The sequence below is a fragment of the Providencia rettgeri genome, from assembly GCF_013702265.1.
Taxonomy (GTDB): Bacteria; Pseudomonadota; Gammaproteobacteria; order Enterobacterales; family Enterobacteriaceae; genus Providencia; species Providencia zhijiangensis.
Genome location: NZ_CP059348.1, coordinates 3812722 through 3830442, shown reverse-complemented (window position 1 = coordinate 3830442; position 17721 = coordinate 3812722). Strand labels below are relative to the sequence as shown.

15 protein-coding genes and 4 tRNA genes are annotated in these 17721 nt (G+C 45.1%); 16 read left to right on the top strand and 3 right to left on the bottom strand.

Annotated elements, in window-relative coordinates; all coding sequences use genetic code 11:
- Positions 1-4: 4 nt before the first annotated feature.
- The 16 genes from wzzE to H0913_RS17545 all read left to right on the top strand — a co-directional run bounded on the left by wzzE (position 5) and on the right by H0913_RS17545 (position 13998).
- Positions 5-1063 (top strand): ECA polysaccharide chain length modulation protein, encoded by a 1059-nt coding sequence (wzzE, locus tag H0913_RS17620; protein ID WP_181477695.1) that lies wholly within the window; start codon positions 5-7, stop codon positions 1061-1063.
- 96 nt (positions 1064-1159) lie between these two features.
- On the top strand, positions 1160-2290 hold the full coding sequence (gene wecB, locus H0913_RS17615; RefSeq protein ID WP_006658208.1) for a non-hydrolyzing UDP-N-acetylglucosamine 2-epimerase: 1131 nt from the start codon (positions 1160-1162) through the stop codon (positions 2288-2290).
- Positions 2287-3549: a UDP-N-acetyl-D-mannosamine dehydrogenase gene (gene wecC / locus H0913_RS17610; RefSeq protein ID WP_036948818.1), complete on the top strand. Its 1263-nt coding sequence runs from the start codon at positions 2287-2289 to the stop codon at positions 3547-3549. Before wecB ends, wecC begins: the two co-directional genes overlap by 4 nt.
- Positions 3540-4613: a dTDP-glucose 4,6-dehydratase gene (gene rffG, locus H0913_RS17605; RefSeq protein WP_181477694.1), complete on the top strand. Its 1074-nt coding sequence runs from the start codon at positions 3540-3542 to the stop codon at positions 4611-4613. The genes wecC and rffG overlap by 10 nt, the downstream gene beginning before the upstream one ends.
- A gap of 8 nt (positions 4614-4621) precedes the next feature.
- Complete coding sequence (rfbA, locus tag H0913_RS17600; RefSeq protein ID WP_154603089.1) at positions 4622-5503, top strand: glucose-1-phosphate thymidylyltransferase RfbA; 882 nt, start codon at positions 4622-4624, stop codon at positions 5501-5503.
- Positions 5481-6221, top strand: coding sequence for a dTDP-4-amino-4,6-dideoxy-D-galactose acyltransferase (gene rffC, locus H0913_RS17595; protein ID WP_181477693.1), 741 nt, complete (start codon positions 5481-5483; stop codon positions 6219-6221). The genes rfbA and rffC overlap by 23 nt, the downstream gene beginning before the upstream one ends.
- The gene (gene rffA / locus H0913_RS17590) at positions 6208-7338 is read left to right on the top strand and encodes a dTDP-4-amino-4,6-dideoxygalactose transaminase (protein ID WP_181477692.1); all 1131 of its coding nucleotides are present in this window, start codon (positions 6208-6210) and stop codon (positions 7336-7338) included. The genes rffC and rffA overlap by 14 nt, the downstream gene beginning before the upstream one ends.
- Complete coding sequence (gene wzxE, locus H0913_RS17585) at positions 7338-8588, top strand: lipid III flippase WzxE (RefSeq protein ID WP_181477691.1); 1251 nt, start codon at positions 7338-7340, stop codon at positions 8586-8588. The genes rffA and wzxE overlap by 1 nt, the downstream gene beginning before the upstream one ends.
- Positions 8585-9667, top strand: a complete 1083-nt coding sequence (locus tag H0913_RS17580; protein ID WP_181477690.1) for a TDP-N-acetylfucosamine:lipid II N-acetylfucosaminyltransferase — start codon at positions 8585-8587, stop codon at positions 9665-9667. Before wzxE ends, H0913_RS17580 begins: the two co-directional genes overlap by 4 nt.
- On the top strand, positions 9664-11019 hold the full coding sequence (wzyE, locus tag H0913_RS17575; protein WP_154603085.1) for an ECA oligosaccharide polymerase: 1356 nt from the start codon (positions 9664-9666) through the stop codon (positions 11017-11019). The genes H0913_RS17580 and wzyE overlap by 4 nt, the downstream gene beginning before the upstream one ends.
- Before the next feature lie 10 nt (positions 11020-11029).
- Complete coding sequence (wecG, locus tag H0913_RS17570; RefSeq protein WP_036948834.1) at positions 11030-11767, top strand: lipopolysaccharide N-acetylmannosaminouronosyltransferase; 738 nt, start codon at positions 11030-11032, stop codon at positions 11765-11767.
- Between the two features lie 233 nt (positions 11768-12000).
- Positions 12001-13380, top strand: coding sequence for a bifunctional threonine/serine APC transporter ThrP (gene thrP, locus H0913_RS17565; protein WP_181478847.1), 1380 nt, complete (start codon positions 12001-12003; stop codon positions 13378-13380).
- A gap of 164 nt (positions 13381-13544) precedes the next feature.
- Positions 13545-13621 (top strand) — tRNA-Arg (locus tag H0913_RS17560).
- Between the two features lie 79 nt (positions 13622-13700).
- Positions 13701-13776: transfer RNA gene (locus tag H0913_RS17555), tRNA-His, on the top strand.
- A gap of 16 nt (positions 13777-13792) precedes the next feature.
- Positions 13793-13878 (top strand) — tRNA-Leu (locus tag H0913_RS17550).
- Between the two features lie 43 nt (positions 13879-13921).
- Positions 13922-13998, top strand: a tRNA-Pro gene (locus H0913_RS17545).
- A gap of 799 nt (positions 13999-14797) precedes the next feature.
- Here H0913_RS17545 and H0913_RS17540 read toward each other — a convergent pair.
- From H0913_RS17540 to hemX, 3 genes are all read right to left on the bottom strand, one after another.
- Positions 14798-15028, bottom strand: a complete 231-nt coding sequence (locus tag H0913_RS17540) for a DUF4014 domain-containing protein (protein WP_006658197.1) — start codon at positions 15026-15028, stop codon at positions 14798-14800.
- Between the two features lie 223 nt (positions 15029-15251).
- Positions 15252-16451: a protoheme IX biogenesis protein HemY gene (hemY, locus tag H0913_RS17535; protein ID WP_154603084.1), complete on the bottom strand. Its 1200-nt coding sequence runs from the start codon at positions 16449-16451 to the stop codon at positions 15252-15254.
- Positions 16452-16453: 2 nt separating this feature from the next.
- Complete coding sequence (gene hemX, locus H0913_RS17530; RefSeq protein WP_181477689.1) at positions 16454-17719, bottom strand: uroporphyrinogen-III C-methyltransferase; 1266 nt, start codon at positions 17717-17719, stop codon at positions 16454-16456.
- Positions 17720-17721: the final 2 nt, after the last annotated feature.

Here is a 17721-nt window from a genome sequence, read left to right as displayed (position 1 = left end):
TGCAGTGAATAACTCAGAAACGCAACCTAATCAACATCAAACCTCGCTTGAAGCGGAGTTAGATATTCGTGATTTATGCCGTTCACTATGGCAGGGTAAAATTTGGATCGTCGCATGTGCAGTGATTTTTGCTGCGATTGCACTGGGAGCATCCTATTTTATGCAGCCGAAGTGGAGCACAACGGCTATCACGGATTTACCGACTGTGAACAATCTGGGAAGTTATTATTCTCAGCAACAATTTCTGCGCAACCTTGATTCTCGTATTAATGCGGTGGGGCAAGAAGGGCAACTACCAACGATTGCCAAAGAAGCTTATGAAGAATTTACCAAACAATTAGGTTCTTACGATACTCGCCGCCAATTTTGGTTAGGTACTGAGTATTATAAGCAACGCTTGGAAAATGACCCGAAAGCGGATGCGGCATTGTTGGACGAGCTGATCAACAATATCGAATATACGCCAGCTGATGCACTCAAAAACCCAACAGATAGCGTGAAGTTAGTAGCTGAAACAGCAACAGACAGCAATCAACTGTTACGTGAATATATTGAGTTTGCTAATCAGCGTGCAACGACAAATTTGAATGATGAATTGAAAGGGACGTGGGCAACCAAAACCCAATCAATGAAAGCGTTAGTTAAACGTGAAGCGATGGTAGCAACGGCAGCGTATGACCGTCGTCTAAATAGCCTTGAACAAGCTCTTAAAGTGGCTGAAAAGCAAGGTATTTCACGTAATCAAACGACTGCGCCAGTGGATGAAATTCCTGACTCAAAAATGTTCATGTTAGGTGTTCCATTACTGCAAGCTCAAATTGAGACGTTAAAAGCAACAGGTCCAGATTTTGATACAGATTATGATCAGAATGTGGCGATGTTATCGACGCTGAATGTTGAACCTGTTCTTCAAGATAATTTCCATGCGTATCGTTATCTGCGAACGCCTGAAGATCCAATCAAACGCGATAGTCCGCGCAGAGCATTTATTGCTGTTCTGTGGGGTGCAATTGGTATGTTAGTAGGTGCCGGAGTGGTACTGTCTCGCCGTCGCCCATCGTAATGTCATATTCGCCACCGGCGGCAAGGTCGGTGGCGAAATAGCATCATTAAAACTAAAGAAAGCAGTAAACTGCGAAGAAAATATAAGAGAGTCACTGTGAAAGTATTGACTGTATTCGGCACACGGCCTGAAGCCATTAAAATGGCTCCATTGGTTCATGCTCTTGCTGATGATGCAGACTTTGAAGCGAAAGTGTGTGTCACCGCTCAGCACCGTGAAATGCTAGATCAAGTACTGAACTTATTTGAGATCACGCCCGATTATGATCTCAACATTATGAAGCCAGGTCAGGATTTAACCGATATTACTTGCCGTATTTTGGAAGGATTAAAGGCAGTATTTGCGGATTTCCAACCGGATGTTGTCCTTGTGCACGGCGATACCGCCACAACAATGGCAACCAGTCTTGCGGCATTCTACCATCGCATTCCAGTTGGGCATGTTGAAGCTGGACTGCGCACAGGAAACCTCTACTCGCCATGGCCAGAAGAAGGTAACCGTAAAATTGCGGGACACCTTGCTCAATACCATTTCGCGCCGACAGAAAACTCGCGCCAAAACTTACTCAATGAATCTATTCCCGATAGCCATATTTCTGTGACTGGCAATACAGTCATTGATGCGCTGTTGTGGGTCAAAGAGAAGGTAATGGGTAACCAAAATATGATGGCTGAATTAGCCGGAAATTACCCATTTATCGATCCAAATAAAAAAATGTTGCTTGTGACCGGCCACCGCCGTGAAAGTTTTGGTGGCGGTTTCGAGCGTATTTGTCATGCATTAGCGGATATCGCTCAAGCGCACCCTGATGTTCAAGTGGTTTACCCAGTTCACTTGAACCCAAATGTGAGCGAGCCAGTAAAACGAATTCTGCATGGTATTGATAATATTATCTTAATTAGTCCTCAAGAATATCTGCCGTTCGTCTATTTGATGAACCATGCGTATCTGATTTTAACGGATTCCGGTGGTATTCAAGAAGAAGCGCCATCTTTAGGCAAACCTGTTTTAGTTATGAGAGATACCACCGAACGCCCTGAAGCGGTTGATGCAGGGACAGTTCGTTTAGTGGGAACAGATACACAAACCATTGTAAATGAAGTTAATCGGTTACTGACAGATGAAGCGGAATATCACGAAATGAGCCGCGCACATAACCCGTATGGTGATGGTCATGCTTGTCAGCGTATTCTTGCAGCATTAAAAAGCAATCAGGTGAAATTATGAGTTTTGAAACTATTTCTGTTATCGGCCTCGGTTATATCGGTTTACCAACAGCGGCAGCCTTCGCATCTCGTAAGAAGCAGGTTGTCGGCGTAGATGTCAACCAGCATGCTGTTGACACTATCAATCAAGGTAAAATCCATATTGTGGAACCTGAGCTGGATGTTGTGGTGAAAAAAGCGGTTGAAGAAGGTCACTTAAAAGCCTTCACCAAGCCACAACCCGCAGACGCATTCCTGATTGCTGTTCCTACACCATTCAAAGGTGAACACGAGCCTGATTTGGTGTACGTGAAAGCGGCAGCTGAGTCTATCGCGCCGGTCCTGAAAAAAGGCGACTTAGTGATCCTTGAATCTACGTCTCCAGTGGGTACGACTGAGCAAATGGCGCAGTGGTTAGCCGCCGCTCGCCCTGATTTGACCTTCCCTCACCAAGCTGGTGAAGAAGCAGATATCGATGTGGCATACTGCCCTGAGCGCGTACTGCCGGGCCAAGTGATGGTTGAACTGATCAAAAATGACCGTGTTGTTGGCGGGATGACACCGAAATCTTCACTGCGTGCTAGCGAACTGTACAACATCTTCTTAGAAGGTGAGTGTGTAATCACTAACTCAAGAACGGCTGAAATGTGTAAGTTAACGGAAAACAGCTTCCGTGACGTTAACATCGCATTTGCTAACGAGTTATCGCTGATTTGTGCAGACCAAGATATCAATGTTTGGGAACTGATTAGCCTTGCAAACCGTCACCCTCGCGTGAACATTCTTCAGCCGGGCCCAGGCGTTGGTGGTCACTGTATCGCGGTCGACCCGTGGTTTATCGTGGCTCAAAGCCCAAAACAATCTCGTTTAATCCACACTGCGCGTTTAGTTAACGATGGCAAGCCAATTTGGGTTGTTGATCAAGTAAAAGCGGCGGTGGCTGATTGCTTAGTGGAAACTGGCAAAAAAGCGAATGAAATCAAAATCGCATGTTTCGGTTTATCGTTCAAACCAAACATCGATGACCTGCGCGAAAGCCCAGCAATGCACATCACCAAGATGGTTGCGAACTGGAACCCAGGTAAAACATTTGCGGTTGAACCACATATTCACGAATTACCAACGGCACTGAAAGGTATTGCGGAGCTGGTTTCTATTGAAACTGCTGTGAGCGAAGCGGATGTGATCCTGATGTTAGTCGACCATAACCTATTTAAAGGTATCCAAGGTTCTGCTATCCCACAAAAATGGGTTGTGGATACAAAAGGAGTATGGCGTTGAAACGTATTTTAATTACAGGTGGAGCCGGCTTTATCGGCTCAGCTGTTGTTCGTCATGTGATTGAAAACACAAAAGACCACGCGATTGTGGTTGACTGTTTAACCTACGCGGGCAATTTAGAGTCATTAGCGGAAGTCGCCAATAGCGAGCGTTATGCTTTTGAACAAGTGAACATTTGTGACCGTGCAGCATTGGATAAAGTGTTTGCTGAACACAAACCTGATGTCGTGATGCATTTAGCGGCAGAAAGCCACGTAGACCGTTCGATTGATGGCCCTGCGGCATTTATCGAAACTAACATCGTGGGTACTTACACCTTGTTAGAAGCGGCGCGTCATTACTGGTCTGCACTTGAAGATAGTAAAAAAGCGGCTTTCCGTTTCCATCACATTTCAACTGATGAAGTGTATGGCGACTTGGAAGGTCCAGATGGCTTCTTTACGGAAACTACACCGTATGCACCAAGCAGCCCATATTCAGCCTCAAAAGCGTCTAGCGACCACTTAGTGCGTGCGTGGCAGAGAACGTATGGTTTACCGACCATGATCACCAACTGCTCAAATAACTATGGTCCTTATCACTTCCCTGAGAAGCTGATCCCATTGATTATTTTGAATGCGATTTCCGGTAAGCCGCTGCCAGTGTACGGCAAAGGTGAGCAAATTCGTGATTGGCTGTTTGTGGAAGACCATGCGCGAGCGCTGCATTTAGTAGCGACTCAAGCACAGCCGGGTTCAACCTACAATATTGGTGGCCATAACGAGCGCCGTAATATTCAAGTGGTTGAAACAATTTGTGAATTACTTGAAGAGCTGCACCCGCAGAAACCTCAAGGGGTTGCTCATTACCGCGACTTAATCACGTATGTGAAAGACCGTCCTGGTCACGATATGCGCTACGCCATTGACGCCGATAAAATTGAGCGTGAATTAGGCTGGACACCAGAAGAGACGTTTGAATCCGGGATCCGTAAAACGGTGCTGTGGTATTTAAACAATGAAACTTGGTGGCGTCGTGTGCAAGATGGCTCCTATGCCGGTGAACGTCTAGGCTTAGGCAGCTAGGAGGCAATATGAAAGGTATTATTCTGGCTGGTGGTTCGGGAACGCGTTTGCACCCGATTACTCGCGGCATCTCAAAACAGTTGCTGCCGATTTATGACAAGCCAATGATCTACTATCCGCTGTCAGTGTTAATGCTGGCAGGGATCCGCGAAATCTTAGTGATTTCAACGCCAGATGATTTGCCGATGTTCCAGCGTTTACTGGGCGATGGTCATGAATTTGGTATCGAATTGAGCTACGCGGAACAGCCTTCTCCAGATGGACTGGCTCAAGCGTTTATCATTGGTGAAGAGTTCATTAATGGGGACTCTTGCTGCTTAGTGCTCGGAGACAATATTTTCTTCGGTCACTCATTCAGCCCTAAATTAATGTCAGTCGCCGCACGTCAAAAGGGCGCGACGGTATTCGGCTATCAAGTGATGGATCCTGAGCGTTTTGGTGTGGTGGAGTTTGATGACAATTTCAAAGCGTTGTCTATCGAAGAAAAACCAAAAAAACCAAAATCAAACTGGGCAGTGACGGGTTTATATTTCTATGATAACCAAGTGGTTGATTTTGCTAAGCAAGTAAAACCTTCCGAACGTGGTGAACTGGAAATTACCTCCATCAATCAAATGTATTTAGAGCGCGGTGAGCTTAGCGTTGAGCTGCTCGGTCGTGGCTTCGCTTGGTTAGATACAGGCACTCATGACAGCTTAATTGAAGCCGGAACATTTGTTCAGACCGTTGAGAAACGTCAGGGCTTTAAAGTGGCTTGTTTAGAAGAGATTGCATGGCGTAATGGTTGGTTGTCTGACGACCAAGTTAAAGAAGCCGCCGCTCGCCTGAATAAAACAGGTTATGGCAAATACTTAGAGGACTTACTTCGTGTCCGTCCGCGCCAATATTGATCCCCTAGATTGGGAATCTGATTTTTTCAAACGTTCAACGGCGAAACTGGATTTCGCCGCGACTGATGCACAAATTATTCTTTCTTATCAATTGGATAAGTTTGATATTGTGCAAGCGAAAGTTGCGGCATCCGAGACAGCTAAAATCGATGAGCTAGCCAGTATGGGGTTCAGTTTTGTTGAAGGCGAAATTGATTTTGCGTTAACTATTGGCACAGAAAATGCTTATCTAAACACAGCGTTATCAGAGACGGATAATGTGGTTGTTGCACAAACAGGGGATATTGTTTCTCTGCGCGACACCGCCGCCTCTGTGTTTAGTAACAGCCGCTTTAGAACCCCTTGGTACCATGAAGGGGACAGCGGTCGGTTTTATGCATTATGGATAGAAAAAGCCGTTCTTGGCACCTTTGACCATACCTGTTTACTCCTTAGAGATAATGCAGGTGATATTTTAGGTTTCGTTAGCCTACGTAGCCTTGATGCAGATACAGCTAGAATTGGGCTGTTAGCGGCAACGCCAAGTGCAGCAGGACGCGGTATCGGTCGGAAATTAATGTCAGCAGCGTATCAGTGGTGCGTGCAACACCAAAAAAGACAGTTAAATGTTGCCACGCAAATGAGCAATGTTGCGGCGTTAAATCTTTATTCACGTAGCGGTGCGGCAATCGCCAGCACAGCATATTGGTTATACAGGGGACAACATGATTCCATTTAATAAACCACCCGTTGTAGGTACTGAAGTTGAGTATATGAAGCAGGCCATGGCTAGTGGCAAACTGTGCGGGGATGGTGGTTTCACTAAGCGTTGTGAAGAGTGGATGGAGAAACGTTTTAACTGTCCGAAAGTCCAGTTAACACCGTCTTGCACCGCTTCATTAGAAATGGCAGCGATCCTGATTGATATTAAGCCGGGCGATGAAGTCATCATGCCAAGCTTTACCTTCGTATCGACCTCTAACGCATTCGTGTTACGAGGTGCCAAAATTGTGTTCGTGGATATTCGTCCAGATACGATGAATATCGATGAAACCAAAATTGAAGCGGCAATCACTGATCGCACACGTGCAATTGTTCCTGTTCACTACGCTGGCGTGGCTTGCGAAATGGACACCATCATGGCTATCGCGAAGAAACACAATTTATTTGTGATTGAAGACGCGGCGCAAGGCGTGATGTCTACCTACAAAGGTAAAGCACTGGGTACCATCGGTCATATTGGCTGCTATAGCTTCCATGAAACCAAAAACTACTCTTCAGGTGGTGAAGGTGGTGCGACTTTAATCAATGATAAAGCGTTGATTAACCGTGCAGAAGTGATCCGTGAAAAAGGTACAAACCGCAGCCAATTCTTCCGTGGTCAAGTGGACAAATATACCTGGCGCGACATCGGCTCAAGCTACCTGTTATCTGACTTACAAGCAGCCTATTTATGGGCGCAGTTAGAAGAAGCCGACAAAATCAACGAACGCCGTTTACTGCTGTGGGATCGCTATTATCAAGCGTTACAATCGCTGGTAGCTGCAGGTCGTTTAGAGTTAGCCACCGTGCCGGAAGATTTGAAACATAATGCCCATATGTTCTATATCAAACTCAAAGATGTGGAAGAGCGCACAGAGTTTAATGACTATATGAAATCTCATGGCATTTTGACTGTTTTCCACTATGTACCACTGCACACCAGCCCTGCTGGAATGGAATTCGGTTATTTCCACGGTGAAGACAAATACACTTCGGTTGAAAGTGACCGTTTAGTGCGTCTGCCAATGTTCTACAACATGACAGACGACGAGCAACAAGTGGTTATTGAGCGAATCAAAGCGTTCTTTGCCTAATGTCACTCGCTAAAGCATCGGTTTGGACTGCTGGGTCTACCCTGATTAAAATCGGGGTGGGCCTGTTGATCGTCAAATTATTTGCAGTCTCATTTGGCCCAAGTGGTGTGGGGCTGGCGGGGAACTTCCGCCAATTAATTACGGTGCTAGGCGTATTGTCTGGTGCTGGGATCTTCAATGGCGTCACAAAATATGTGGCAGAACACCATCAAGATCCGCAGAAATTACGGGCTGTGCTGGGAACGTCTTCCACGATAATCCTCGGATTTTCAACGTTACTGGCGATTATTTTCTTGCTATGCAGTGCCCCGATCAGTGCCGCACTATTTGATACTGAGCAATACAGTGGCGTGATCCGCATGGTTGCCTTGATTCAAATGGGTATCGCGTACGCGAACTATTTCTTGGCGATTTTGAAAGGCTACCGAGACGCTGCGGGGAATGCGACGGCCATCATTTTTGGTAGCATAATCGGCGTAGTCGCCTATTATTTATGCTATCTAATGGGGGGTTATGATGGCGCACTTGCAGGGTTAGCATTGGTTCCTGCATTGGTGGTGTTGCCTGCGGCAGGTATGGTTATTCGACGTAAACAGTTTGCGTTGTCATCCCTCAAACCTGCGTGGGATAAAGCCATTGCCACTAGTCTTGGTAAATTCACTATCATGGCGATGTTGACGGCGATTACGCTGCCAGTCGCCTATATTATGATGCGAAATTTACTGGCACAAACCTATAGCTGGGATGAAGTGGGATTATGGACGGGCGTCACCACGATTTCGGATGCCTATTTACAATTCATCACAGCAACATTTTCGGTCTATTTGCTGCCGACGTTATCTCGTTTACAGCATAAAAATGAAATCTCTGCCGAAATTGTTAAGGCATTGAAGTTTGTATTACCTGCTGTTGCCGCCGTGAGCTTTACGGTTTGGCTGCTGCGTGATTTTGCGATTTGGCTGCTGTTCTCAAAAGAGTTTACAGGGATGAGAGACCTGTTCGCTTGGCAGCTGGTCGGCGACGTATTGAAAGTGGGTGCTTACGTCTTTGGTTATCTGGTCATCGCGAAAGCGGCGCTGCGTTTTTATGTTCTTACGGAAGTGAGCCAATTTGTTCTGTTAACGGGCTTTGCCCATTGGTTTATTCCTGAACATGGCGCCGTGGGAGCGACACAAGCCTATATGGCGACCTATATCGTATATTTTACTCTCTGTTGTTGCGTATTTTTGATCTACCGTAGGCGAGCATGACAACCTTAATACATGTACTGGGATCTGACCTCCCGCATCATAATCAGACGGTTTTAACGTTTTTTAATAACGTTATTTGCCAAGAGATGGCACCGTCACAAAAGCCGCATTTTATGGTGGTGAGCCAGGATGCGCAGCTCGCTGCTGCCTATCCGATGCTTGAAATTGAAGTTTTTGACAGCAAACAATCTATTGCAGATAGCGTAATTCGTCGCGCGAAAGTGGAACGTCGGACACGCTTTTTCTTCCATGGGCAATTTAATGCGCCAATTTGGTTAGCACTGCTTTTTGGCAAGATAAAATCCCATCAATTTTGGTGGCATATTTGGGGGGCTGATCTCTATGAAGAATCCAGCTCGCTGAAATTTAAACTATTTTATATTCTTCGTCGTCTGGCACAAAAGAAAGTGGGGCACGTTTGTGCAACGCGGGGAGATTTGTGCCATTTCCAACAGTCGAATCCTAATGTGCCATCGTCGGTTCTCTATTTCCCGACACGTATGGATCCGGCATTGACGCTAAACGAACGTCAGCCTCGTGAGGGCGAGCAGCTAACTATCCTGCTCGGTAACTCGGGTGACCGCTCCAATCGTCATGTGGAAGCGCTGAGCGCGATTAAACAGCAATTTGGCGACAAGGTGAAAGTGATAGTCCCAATGGGCTACCCAGCGAATAACCAAAACTACATTGCAGAAGTTGAGCAAGCAGCACAGAGCGAATTCCCTCAAGGGCAGGTGGATATCCTTAAAGAACGTATGGCGTTCGATGATTACCTGAATTTGCTGAAAACCTGCGACCTTGGCTACTTTATTTTTAATCGCCAACAAGGGGTTGGAACGGTTTGTTTACTTATTCAGTTCTCTATTCCTTTTGTCATTAGCCGCCAAAATACCTTCTGGCAAGATTTAACGGCGCAGAATGTCCCGGTCTTTTTCTATGGTGATGAGCTAACTCTGCCATTAGTGGATGAAGCACAACGCCAAATGAATTCGCTTAATAAACAGCATATTGAATTCTTTGCGCCTAACTTTACTGATGCCTGGAAACAGATCCTCAGCATCGCGGAGGCGAAAGCATGACATTGCTTGAATTGGGTGGCTTAGCGCTTATCTACCTAATCTCCATTATCTTTATCGGCACGCTGATGTATAAAGAGTTTTTACGCGTGCGCTTTAATTTTAATATTTTCTTTACTTTATTGTATTTACTGACGTTTTACTTCGGATTCCCACTGACTTGCGCATTGGTTTTCCAGTTTGATGTCGCGATAGTCCCTGCCGATTACTTGATGTATGCCATGCTGGCGTCAACCAGCTTCTATGCCATTTACTATGTGACGTACAAAACGCGTTTAACTAAGCGCGTGGATACCCAGCGTCGTGCCGTATTTAGCATGAATAAGGTGGAAACCAATCTGACCTGTCTGCTACTAATTGCCGTGGCGGTGGTTACTGTAGGTATTTTCTTCATGGATAACGGCTTCTTGCTGTTTAAGTTGAAATCCTATAGCCAGATATTTTCCAGTCAGGTGTCGGGCGTGGCATTGAAGCGCTTTTTCTACTTCTTTATCCCTGCAATGCTGATTGTCTATTTCTTGAAACCCACGCAAAAACGCTGGATTTTCTTCTTGATCAGCACGGTCTCATTCGGTTTCTTAACCTATGTAATTGTGGGCGGAACCCGTGCCAATATTATCTTGGCATTTGCCCTGTTCCTATTTATCGGGATTGTCAGAGGCTGGATCACGCTTTGGATGCTGGCGGCGGCAGGTGTGGCAAGTATTGTTGGGATGTTCTGGTTAGCTCTCAAGCGTTACGGTCTTGATGTGAGCGGTGCTGAAGCGTTTTACACTTTCTTGTATCTAACCCGTGATACGTTCTCGCCGTGGGAAAACTTAGGATTATTGCTCAGCTATTATGACCAAATGGAATTTCAAGGTTTAGCGCCGATTATCCGTGATTTCTATGTGTTTATTCCTGCATGGGTATGGCCTGAACGTCCTGATACGGTATTAAACTCAGCTAACTATTTTACGTGGGAAGTGCTGAATAACCATTCTGGGTTAGCGATTTCTCCTACGCTAATTGGCTCTCTGGTGGTCATGGGGGGTGTGCTGTTTATCCCGCTGGGCGCGATCGTGGTGGGTATGATCATTAAATGGTTTGACTGGATTTATGGTTTAAGTCTAAAAGAATCCAATCGTTACAAGGCCGCGATTATGCAGGCATTTTGTTTCGGTGCCATCTTCAACATGATTGTATTAGCTCGCGAAGGGGTTGATTCCTTTGTCTCGCGCGTGGTCTTTTTCTGTTTAGTCTTCGGACTATGTTTAGTGTTAGCTAAATTACTGTACTGGTTATTTGAAAGTGCCGGTCTTATTCGTATTAAAGCCGCTTCATATTTAAAAAGTGGTCAACGGGAAAGCCGTTAAAAGGAGCATCATGGAACAGTCGTCAATTCCTCAATATAGCATCAGAGGTCATAATATTTGGGGCTTTAAAAACATGGCCCATTTCTTGGACTATCTGTTTGCTGACGGTAAGACCAAAACAGGCACACTTGTGGCTATCAACGCAGAAAAAGTGATGATCGCAGAGCAAGATACCGCGCTGAATACCTTATTAGGGCAGGCGGAATATCTTTATGCAGATGGGATCAGCATTGTGCGTGCTATTCGCCGTAAATACCCGAAAGCCGAGGTTTCTCGTGTGGCAGGTGCCGATTTATGGGAAGGCTTGATGGAGCGCGCAGGAAAAGAAGGCACGCCAGTATTTTTAGTCGGTGGTAAGCCAGAAATTCTTGAGCAAACTAAAGCGAAGCTACGCGCACAATGGAATGTCAACATTGTGGATTCCCAAGATGGCTACTTTACGGCAGAAGATCGCAGTGCGCTGTTTGAGCGTATTCACGCGAGTGGTGCCAAGATTGTGACCGTGGCGATGGGCTCTCCGAAGCAAGAAATCTTTATGCGTGATTGCCGTGTCGTGCATCCTGATGCGCTGTATATGGGCGTCGGTGGGACTTATGACGTGTTTACCGGTCACGTTAAGCGTGCGCCTAAAGTCTGGCAAAACTTAGGGCTAGAATGGCTGTATCGCTTACTTTCCCAACCAACGCGAATTAAACGACAGTTTAAATTGCTGAAGTTTTTAGGCTACTACTACGGTGGTAAGCTTTAAGCCTTCTTCTTACTGAATAGACCCGCGTAATGCGGGTTTATTTATTTCTGGCGCCTCCATTCTCGCTTCAAATATACCTGTAATTGTTCAAAAATAGATGCAACCTAAGGGATCTCACGGTATCTTGGGGGATTGTATTTTTTATTTTATTTTCGACAACCAGCCGCGATGACTAAAAAGTTATGGCTATTAGAGCTGCGAATATCGAATGGTTATTATCGACAGGGGAAATTATGGATAAGCCACAGCAAGGTCTTCAGCGAGGGCTAGAAGCCCGTCATATTGAGCTGATTGCTTTGGGCGGAACAATTGGAGTTGGGCTATTTATGGGCTCAGCGAGTACGTTGAAGTGGGCGGGGCCATCCGTACTACTGGCGTATATTATCGCAGGGCTATTTGTCTTCTTCATCATGCGTTCTATGGGCGAAATGCTCTTTCTAGAGCCAGTCACTGGTTCATTTGCTTCATTTGGTTATAAATATTTAAGCCCTTTTTGGGGATGTTTAACCGCGTGGGGTTATTGGTTTATGTGGGTCGCGGTTGGAATTTCAGAGATAACCGCAATAGGGGAATATGCAAAGTATTGGTTCCCTGATGTGCCTCAGTGGATATTTGCGATGGTTGCCGTTGCGTTGGTGGCACTGGCAAACCTCGCCGCAGTGAGGCTATACGGCGAGCTGGAATTTTGGTTTGCGATGATCAAAGTGACCACGATCGTCGTGATGATTTTGATTGGTTTGGGGCTAATTTTCTTTGGTCTTGGCAATAATTTCGAACCGATTGGATTGGCTAACTTGACCGAGCATGGCGGATTCTTTGCTGGCGGCTGGAAAGGTTTCTTATTTGCGTTGTGTATCGTGGTGGCATCTTATCAAGGTGTTGAGCTCGTCGGGATCACCGCAGGAGAAGCCAAAAACCCACAAGTGACACTGAAAAAAGCCATCAATAATATTCTGTGGCGCATTCTTATTTTCTATGTCGGCGCCATTTTTATTGTGGTGACGCTGTTCCCGTGGACGGAAGTCGGGCAACAAGGCAGCCCGTTTGTGATGACATTCGCTAAAGTGGGGATTGTCTCAGCAGCCGCGGTCATTAACTTTGTGGTGCTCACTGCAGCATTGTCTGGCTGCAATAGCGGCATGTACAGCGGCGGGCGTATGCTATACGCGCTGGCGCAGAATAAGCAGTTACCGAATGGATTATTAAAACTAACGAAAAATGGCGTTCCAGCGCGTTGTGTCGGTTTTACTATCTTATGTTTAGTCGCTGGGTCGAGCTTGAATTACATCATTCCAAATCCAGAGCAGGTGTTTGTGTATGTGTATAGTGCGAGCGTCTTGCCGGGAATGGTGCCGTGGCTCGTGATCTTGACCAGCCAGCTACGTTTTCGTAAGCAGAACCAGCAGCAGATGGCAGGACATACGTTTAAATCAATTCTGTTTCCATGGGTAAACTACGCCACACTGCTATTTTTAGCCTGTGTGTTGGTGGGAATGGGGATTAACCCAGAAACGCGTTTGTCACTGATTGTAGGGGCTATCTTTTTATTGACGGTTTCAGGACTTTATTTTGTGATCCGCAGCTTTAGTCGCCACGATAAAAGCCCATCGTAAAAATATTTTGTGAGTAAAATTTCATCTAATAGACGAGAGAGAGGGAAAAAATGCTCTCTTTCTCGACGAAATGGATAAAAGGCAAGCAATCGATAATTTTATTGAAAAAAGGACTAGACAGCAGGGGGATAAATCCGTACTATCCTCTCCCGCAACGGCGTTAAGCGCCCGTAGCTCAGCTGGATAGAGCGCTGCCCTCCGGAGGCAGAGGTCTCAGGTTCGAATCCTGTCGGGCGCACCATCAAAAGGTGACAAGCTACGGTGGCAAAACAAAGTTGTATGTAGTAGTATGACAACACTTTGAAATAAGTGAAGTTATGGTGGCTATAGCTCAGTTGGTAGAGCCCTGGATTGTGATTCCAGTTGTCGTGGGTTCGAGTCCCATTAGCCACCCCATTTTTTTTGTGACATTGCGAGGGTGGCGGAATTGGTAGACGCGCTAGCTTCAGGTGTTAGTGTCCTATGGACGTGGGGGTTCAAGTCCCCCCTTTCGCACCACGAAAAAAATGATGTCGAGTTACTGCCTTAAGCAGTTAAATTTCGGCGAGTAGCGCAGCTTGGTAGCGCAACTGGTTTGGGACCAGTGGGTCGGAGGTTCGAATCCTCTCTCGCCGACCAATTTAAAGAACCCCGCTCAATCGAGCGGGGTTTTTGCATTTTAAAACTGTAATCATTTCTAACCTGTTTTTTCCTTTCAATATTCTTATCTTCTTATCTTTATCCTTGAATCTGTTTTTTTATTATCTTTATCCTTGAATCTGTTTTTTTATTATCTTTATTCTGATATCTCCGGTATCGCTTTTAACAAGAATGGTTCTTATCTGAATGTGTTTATAACATTATGTTTTTAATCAATAAAAATATTTGTCGCAGATCCGATACAAACCCCTATTTCCATGTCGTCAAAAAGAGACACTTTAATGGTTGATTTATATGAATAAATTAATAGGCATTCTAAGCTGTCTCTAAATTGAGACAAAATAGCTGAATCGAACAGAATGGAATTTAGTCAGAATGAGGTATTAAAAAATCACAATAAGTAAGAAATAAAAATATCGTTTAAAAGCAGGGTAGTTGCGGGTTGAAAAAAGAAAAATTTTGGGTGATTTGAAAGTTGGCACGCATTCTGCATTATCTATTATGTAGATGCTCATCCCACTTATTATGACAGCCTAGCTTCATAAACCCAGGGATGACGCAAAGCCGATTATCGGTGCCTATTGTCCAATTTAGATGATCAAGAGTTAATCCTCTTACCATCAGCGAACGGGCGAAACGTTGAGTGAGGCACCATCCGTCTGTAGACCTGATTGTTATTTACACCTGCTTCGGCAGGTGTTTTTTTTTGTATCAATCTTGGGTTGTCATTTTCTTTCCTAACCAGATGAGCATTAGGAAAGAAACATTATCTTCTCGCTTACGCTTTTTTCTCTTTGCTTAACCACTTACTGATCCAGCGAGTCACATAGGTATAGGCAATAATAATAAAGGTAATAATAAAGATATCTTTATTCAGATCGGCAGTATTGAAGCCAATGATCGAAATAAAAATAAACGGGGATAAAATCAGAAGTAGCAGGTCAAAAAAGATCTGTAAACGATTTTGGCTCGCTACAATCCAACGCCAGAGAGTTTTCACTACATTCATATCTTTATCCTGAATTCATTCAAAACGAAAATGTATACGATTATTTATACACTATGTGACCCTTTTATAATATAGCAATATGCGGTTTGCCTTGATTCGCTAAAAGTGACGCTCTCAGAGACTATCTTTTTGAGATAAATAGTAAAGATCCAAACTGTAGACATAAAAAACGCCTCGGACTAGGAGGCGTTTTAGATCAAAGCTTAATGAATGAATTAAAAATTTATCCTTTTGCTCGCTCTTGCTTGAGGGAGTGAGTGAGCGCCTCTTGGCGAATTTTCGCTGCTTCATTCGGTTTGTGTAGCTTGTCATAAGCATCGGCTAACCAAGCAGCATCATAGGCATCAAAACGCTGCGCCAATGCGGCTTTAAAGTAGGTTTCTGCTTTTTCCCATTGGGCATGTTGAAGTGCAAGGATCCCTAATGTGCTATTGAGTAATGGTGTCGCACCAGATTGTTTGACGAGGCTTAACAGTATTTTTTCAATCGCTTCAGGCTGCTCGCTCTGTAATTTCGGGATCAACAACAATAGACGTTCGTCATATTGCTGCTTCAATCCATCGATGATCATTTTTTCTGCGCTGCGCGTATCACCACATTCAATTAAATGCTCAGCTAAGAAAGCTTGTAAAGGGACTTCATGGCGAACTTTACGCGGCTGAGCTTTCCACCAATTTTTCAAACCATCGCTACCACCTTCAGCCATACATTGGTTCATGAGTCCTTTGTACGATTTGAGTTTTAACGCTTCCAGTTCATCTTCATTGTGTAATTGGACTTTCGCCATAATCGGCAGCAGCTCAATGAGCGCTTGGTATGCTCCAGTACCTAAGTATGCTTGTTCAGCTAAACGTAAAATCTCTGGGTGACGTGGTGCTTGGTCGAGTAGCTTGTCGATGCCATTACGGGCAGCATGAATTTCGCCTTCCGCCAATTGGATGCGAACACGGCTAATATCCACGGGAAGTTGATCTTTACCTGCGGCTTCAGCCGCTCTATCTAAATATTGATGGGTACGATAACTATCCCCACGTTGCTGGGCGGCTTCTGCGGCCATCAAGTAGTTAATCACTGGTTGCTGAGAGAAATCAGCGTGCTTACTCATTAATTTCTCAACTTGCTCTAAATCTCCTTCAGCTAATTTGAGCAAGGCTTTTTGAGTTTGAGTGTGTGCTTTCTGATATTTATGGCCACTGAACCAGCCTTTTGTCCGTGAGGTGGTGCTCATAAAGCGGCGGTAGCACCATCCAAGGAATAACAGAACAAATTGCAGCAGGATAAAGCACAACACAAGGTTGGTGACGCTGGTCGTAATATCGTAGCTATCGGTACGAATAAATACATAGCCTTGGTGCCCTGCTAATAGAGGACCCAAGATAATGCCAGCAATCAGGACGATAAAGAGAACAAAGACTTTAATCATGATCACCCCTTATGCTCAGGGGCGTTTGCCGCATCCGTTACGGGAGCTTCGACGGCAACGTCCGGTTTGTTAGTTTGCGTATCTGCAGGAGCCGTTGTCTCGTCGGCGGCTTTATCGGCTTCTTTTACTGCCTCAAGTGCGGCATCCTCGGAAACGCCAGTCGGTTCTTGATTTTGAGATAATAAATTACGTACTCGCGTTTGCATCACTTTTTCCAGCTTCGCTTGGCTTTCTAAAGCTTCAGGCATATCGGCATCAATCGGTTGATTAATTAAATCATCGAGTTCCGTCAAAAAGGCTTTAGTGGCTGGTGCGTCCACATCGAAGTAAGCGCGTACCCACGTAGAAGCTTGTTCGAGAGATTGTTTATATGTCTCTTCTTGATAACGCGGTACAGCTTGGGCTGCAATGAGCAATTGGGAGCGAATATTTTCACGCAGATAAATATCTTGGTTTGGGGCTAGCAATGGGGCTTCAGATCCATCACGAGCGCGCACGGTGATAAAATCGCTTGTGAAACTTTTCCAGCTGCGTGCGAGGTTGTCTTTCCAGTCTGCAATATCGTCACTGACATCAGTGCCGGTATCTTCAGGAGCATCGCCATTATTTAAATCAGCGAGGCGTAAGTTATCGACATCATTACTGAGTTGATTCAAACGCAAAATAATGCCGTCATAGTCAATTTGGTTGATGGCAGCTAGCTTGTTCATATCATTGGCGATAGCTTTACGAATATCCAGCAAACTCGGGTCATTCATTTCCGCTAAACTGGTATCTGCGCTTTTGAGTAGTACGGCAGCGGTAACAGGATCATGGTCATTCCATAATTTGCGGCCAGCCATTTTCACCATAAAATCAGCTTGGGCAATCAGCCAGTTTTTTACGTCCGAACTGGAAAGTGCCGTGACGTGAGCTTGTAATTCTTGCATGCGACGGTTGAGTTGATCTTCATAATCACGCGCATGGTTTTTCAGCTCTGTGTTGGTCGCGATAAGCGCATCCACACGTTGCCTATCGGCATTTTGTTGTTCAACTAATTCACTGACTTGTTGTTTCAGTTGGTTATTGTCATGAACCAATTGTGCATTGCTTTGCTGAGTAAAGTAGTACACCCCGCCGCCCATGACGACGATAATGGCGATAGCGATCGCACTGACTGCAAGACCAGGGCGTTTCTGTTTGGATGAAGGCGTCGGCTGACGAGTTTCTTTTTTCTCTGTCACCGCTTCATCATTAACAGTATCGGTAATTTTGTCTTGTTCCGTCATAA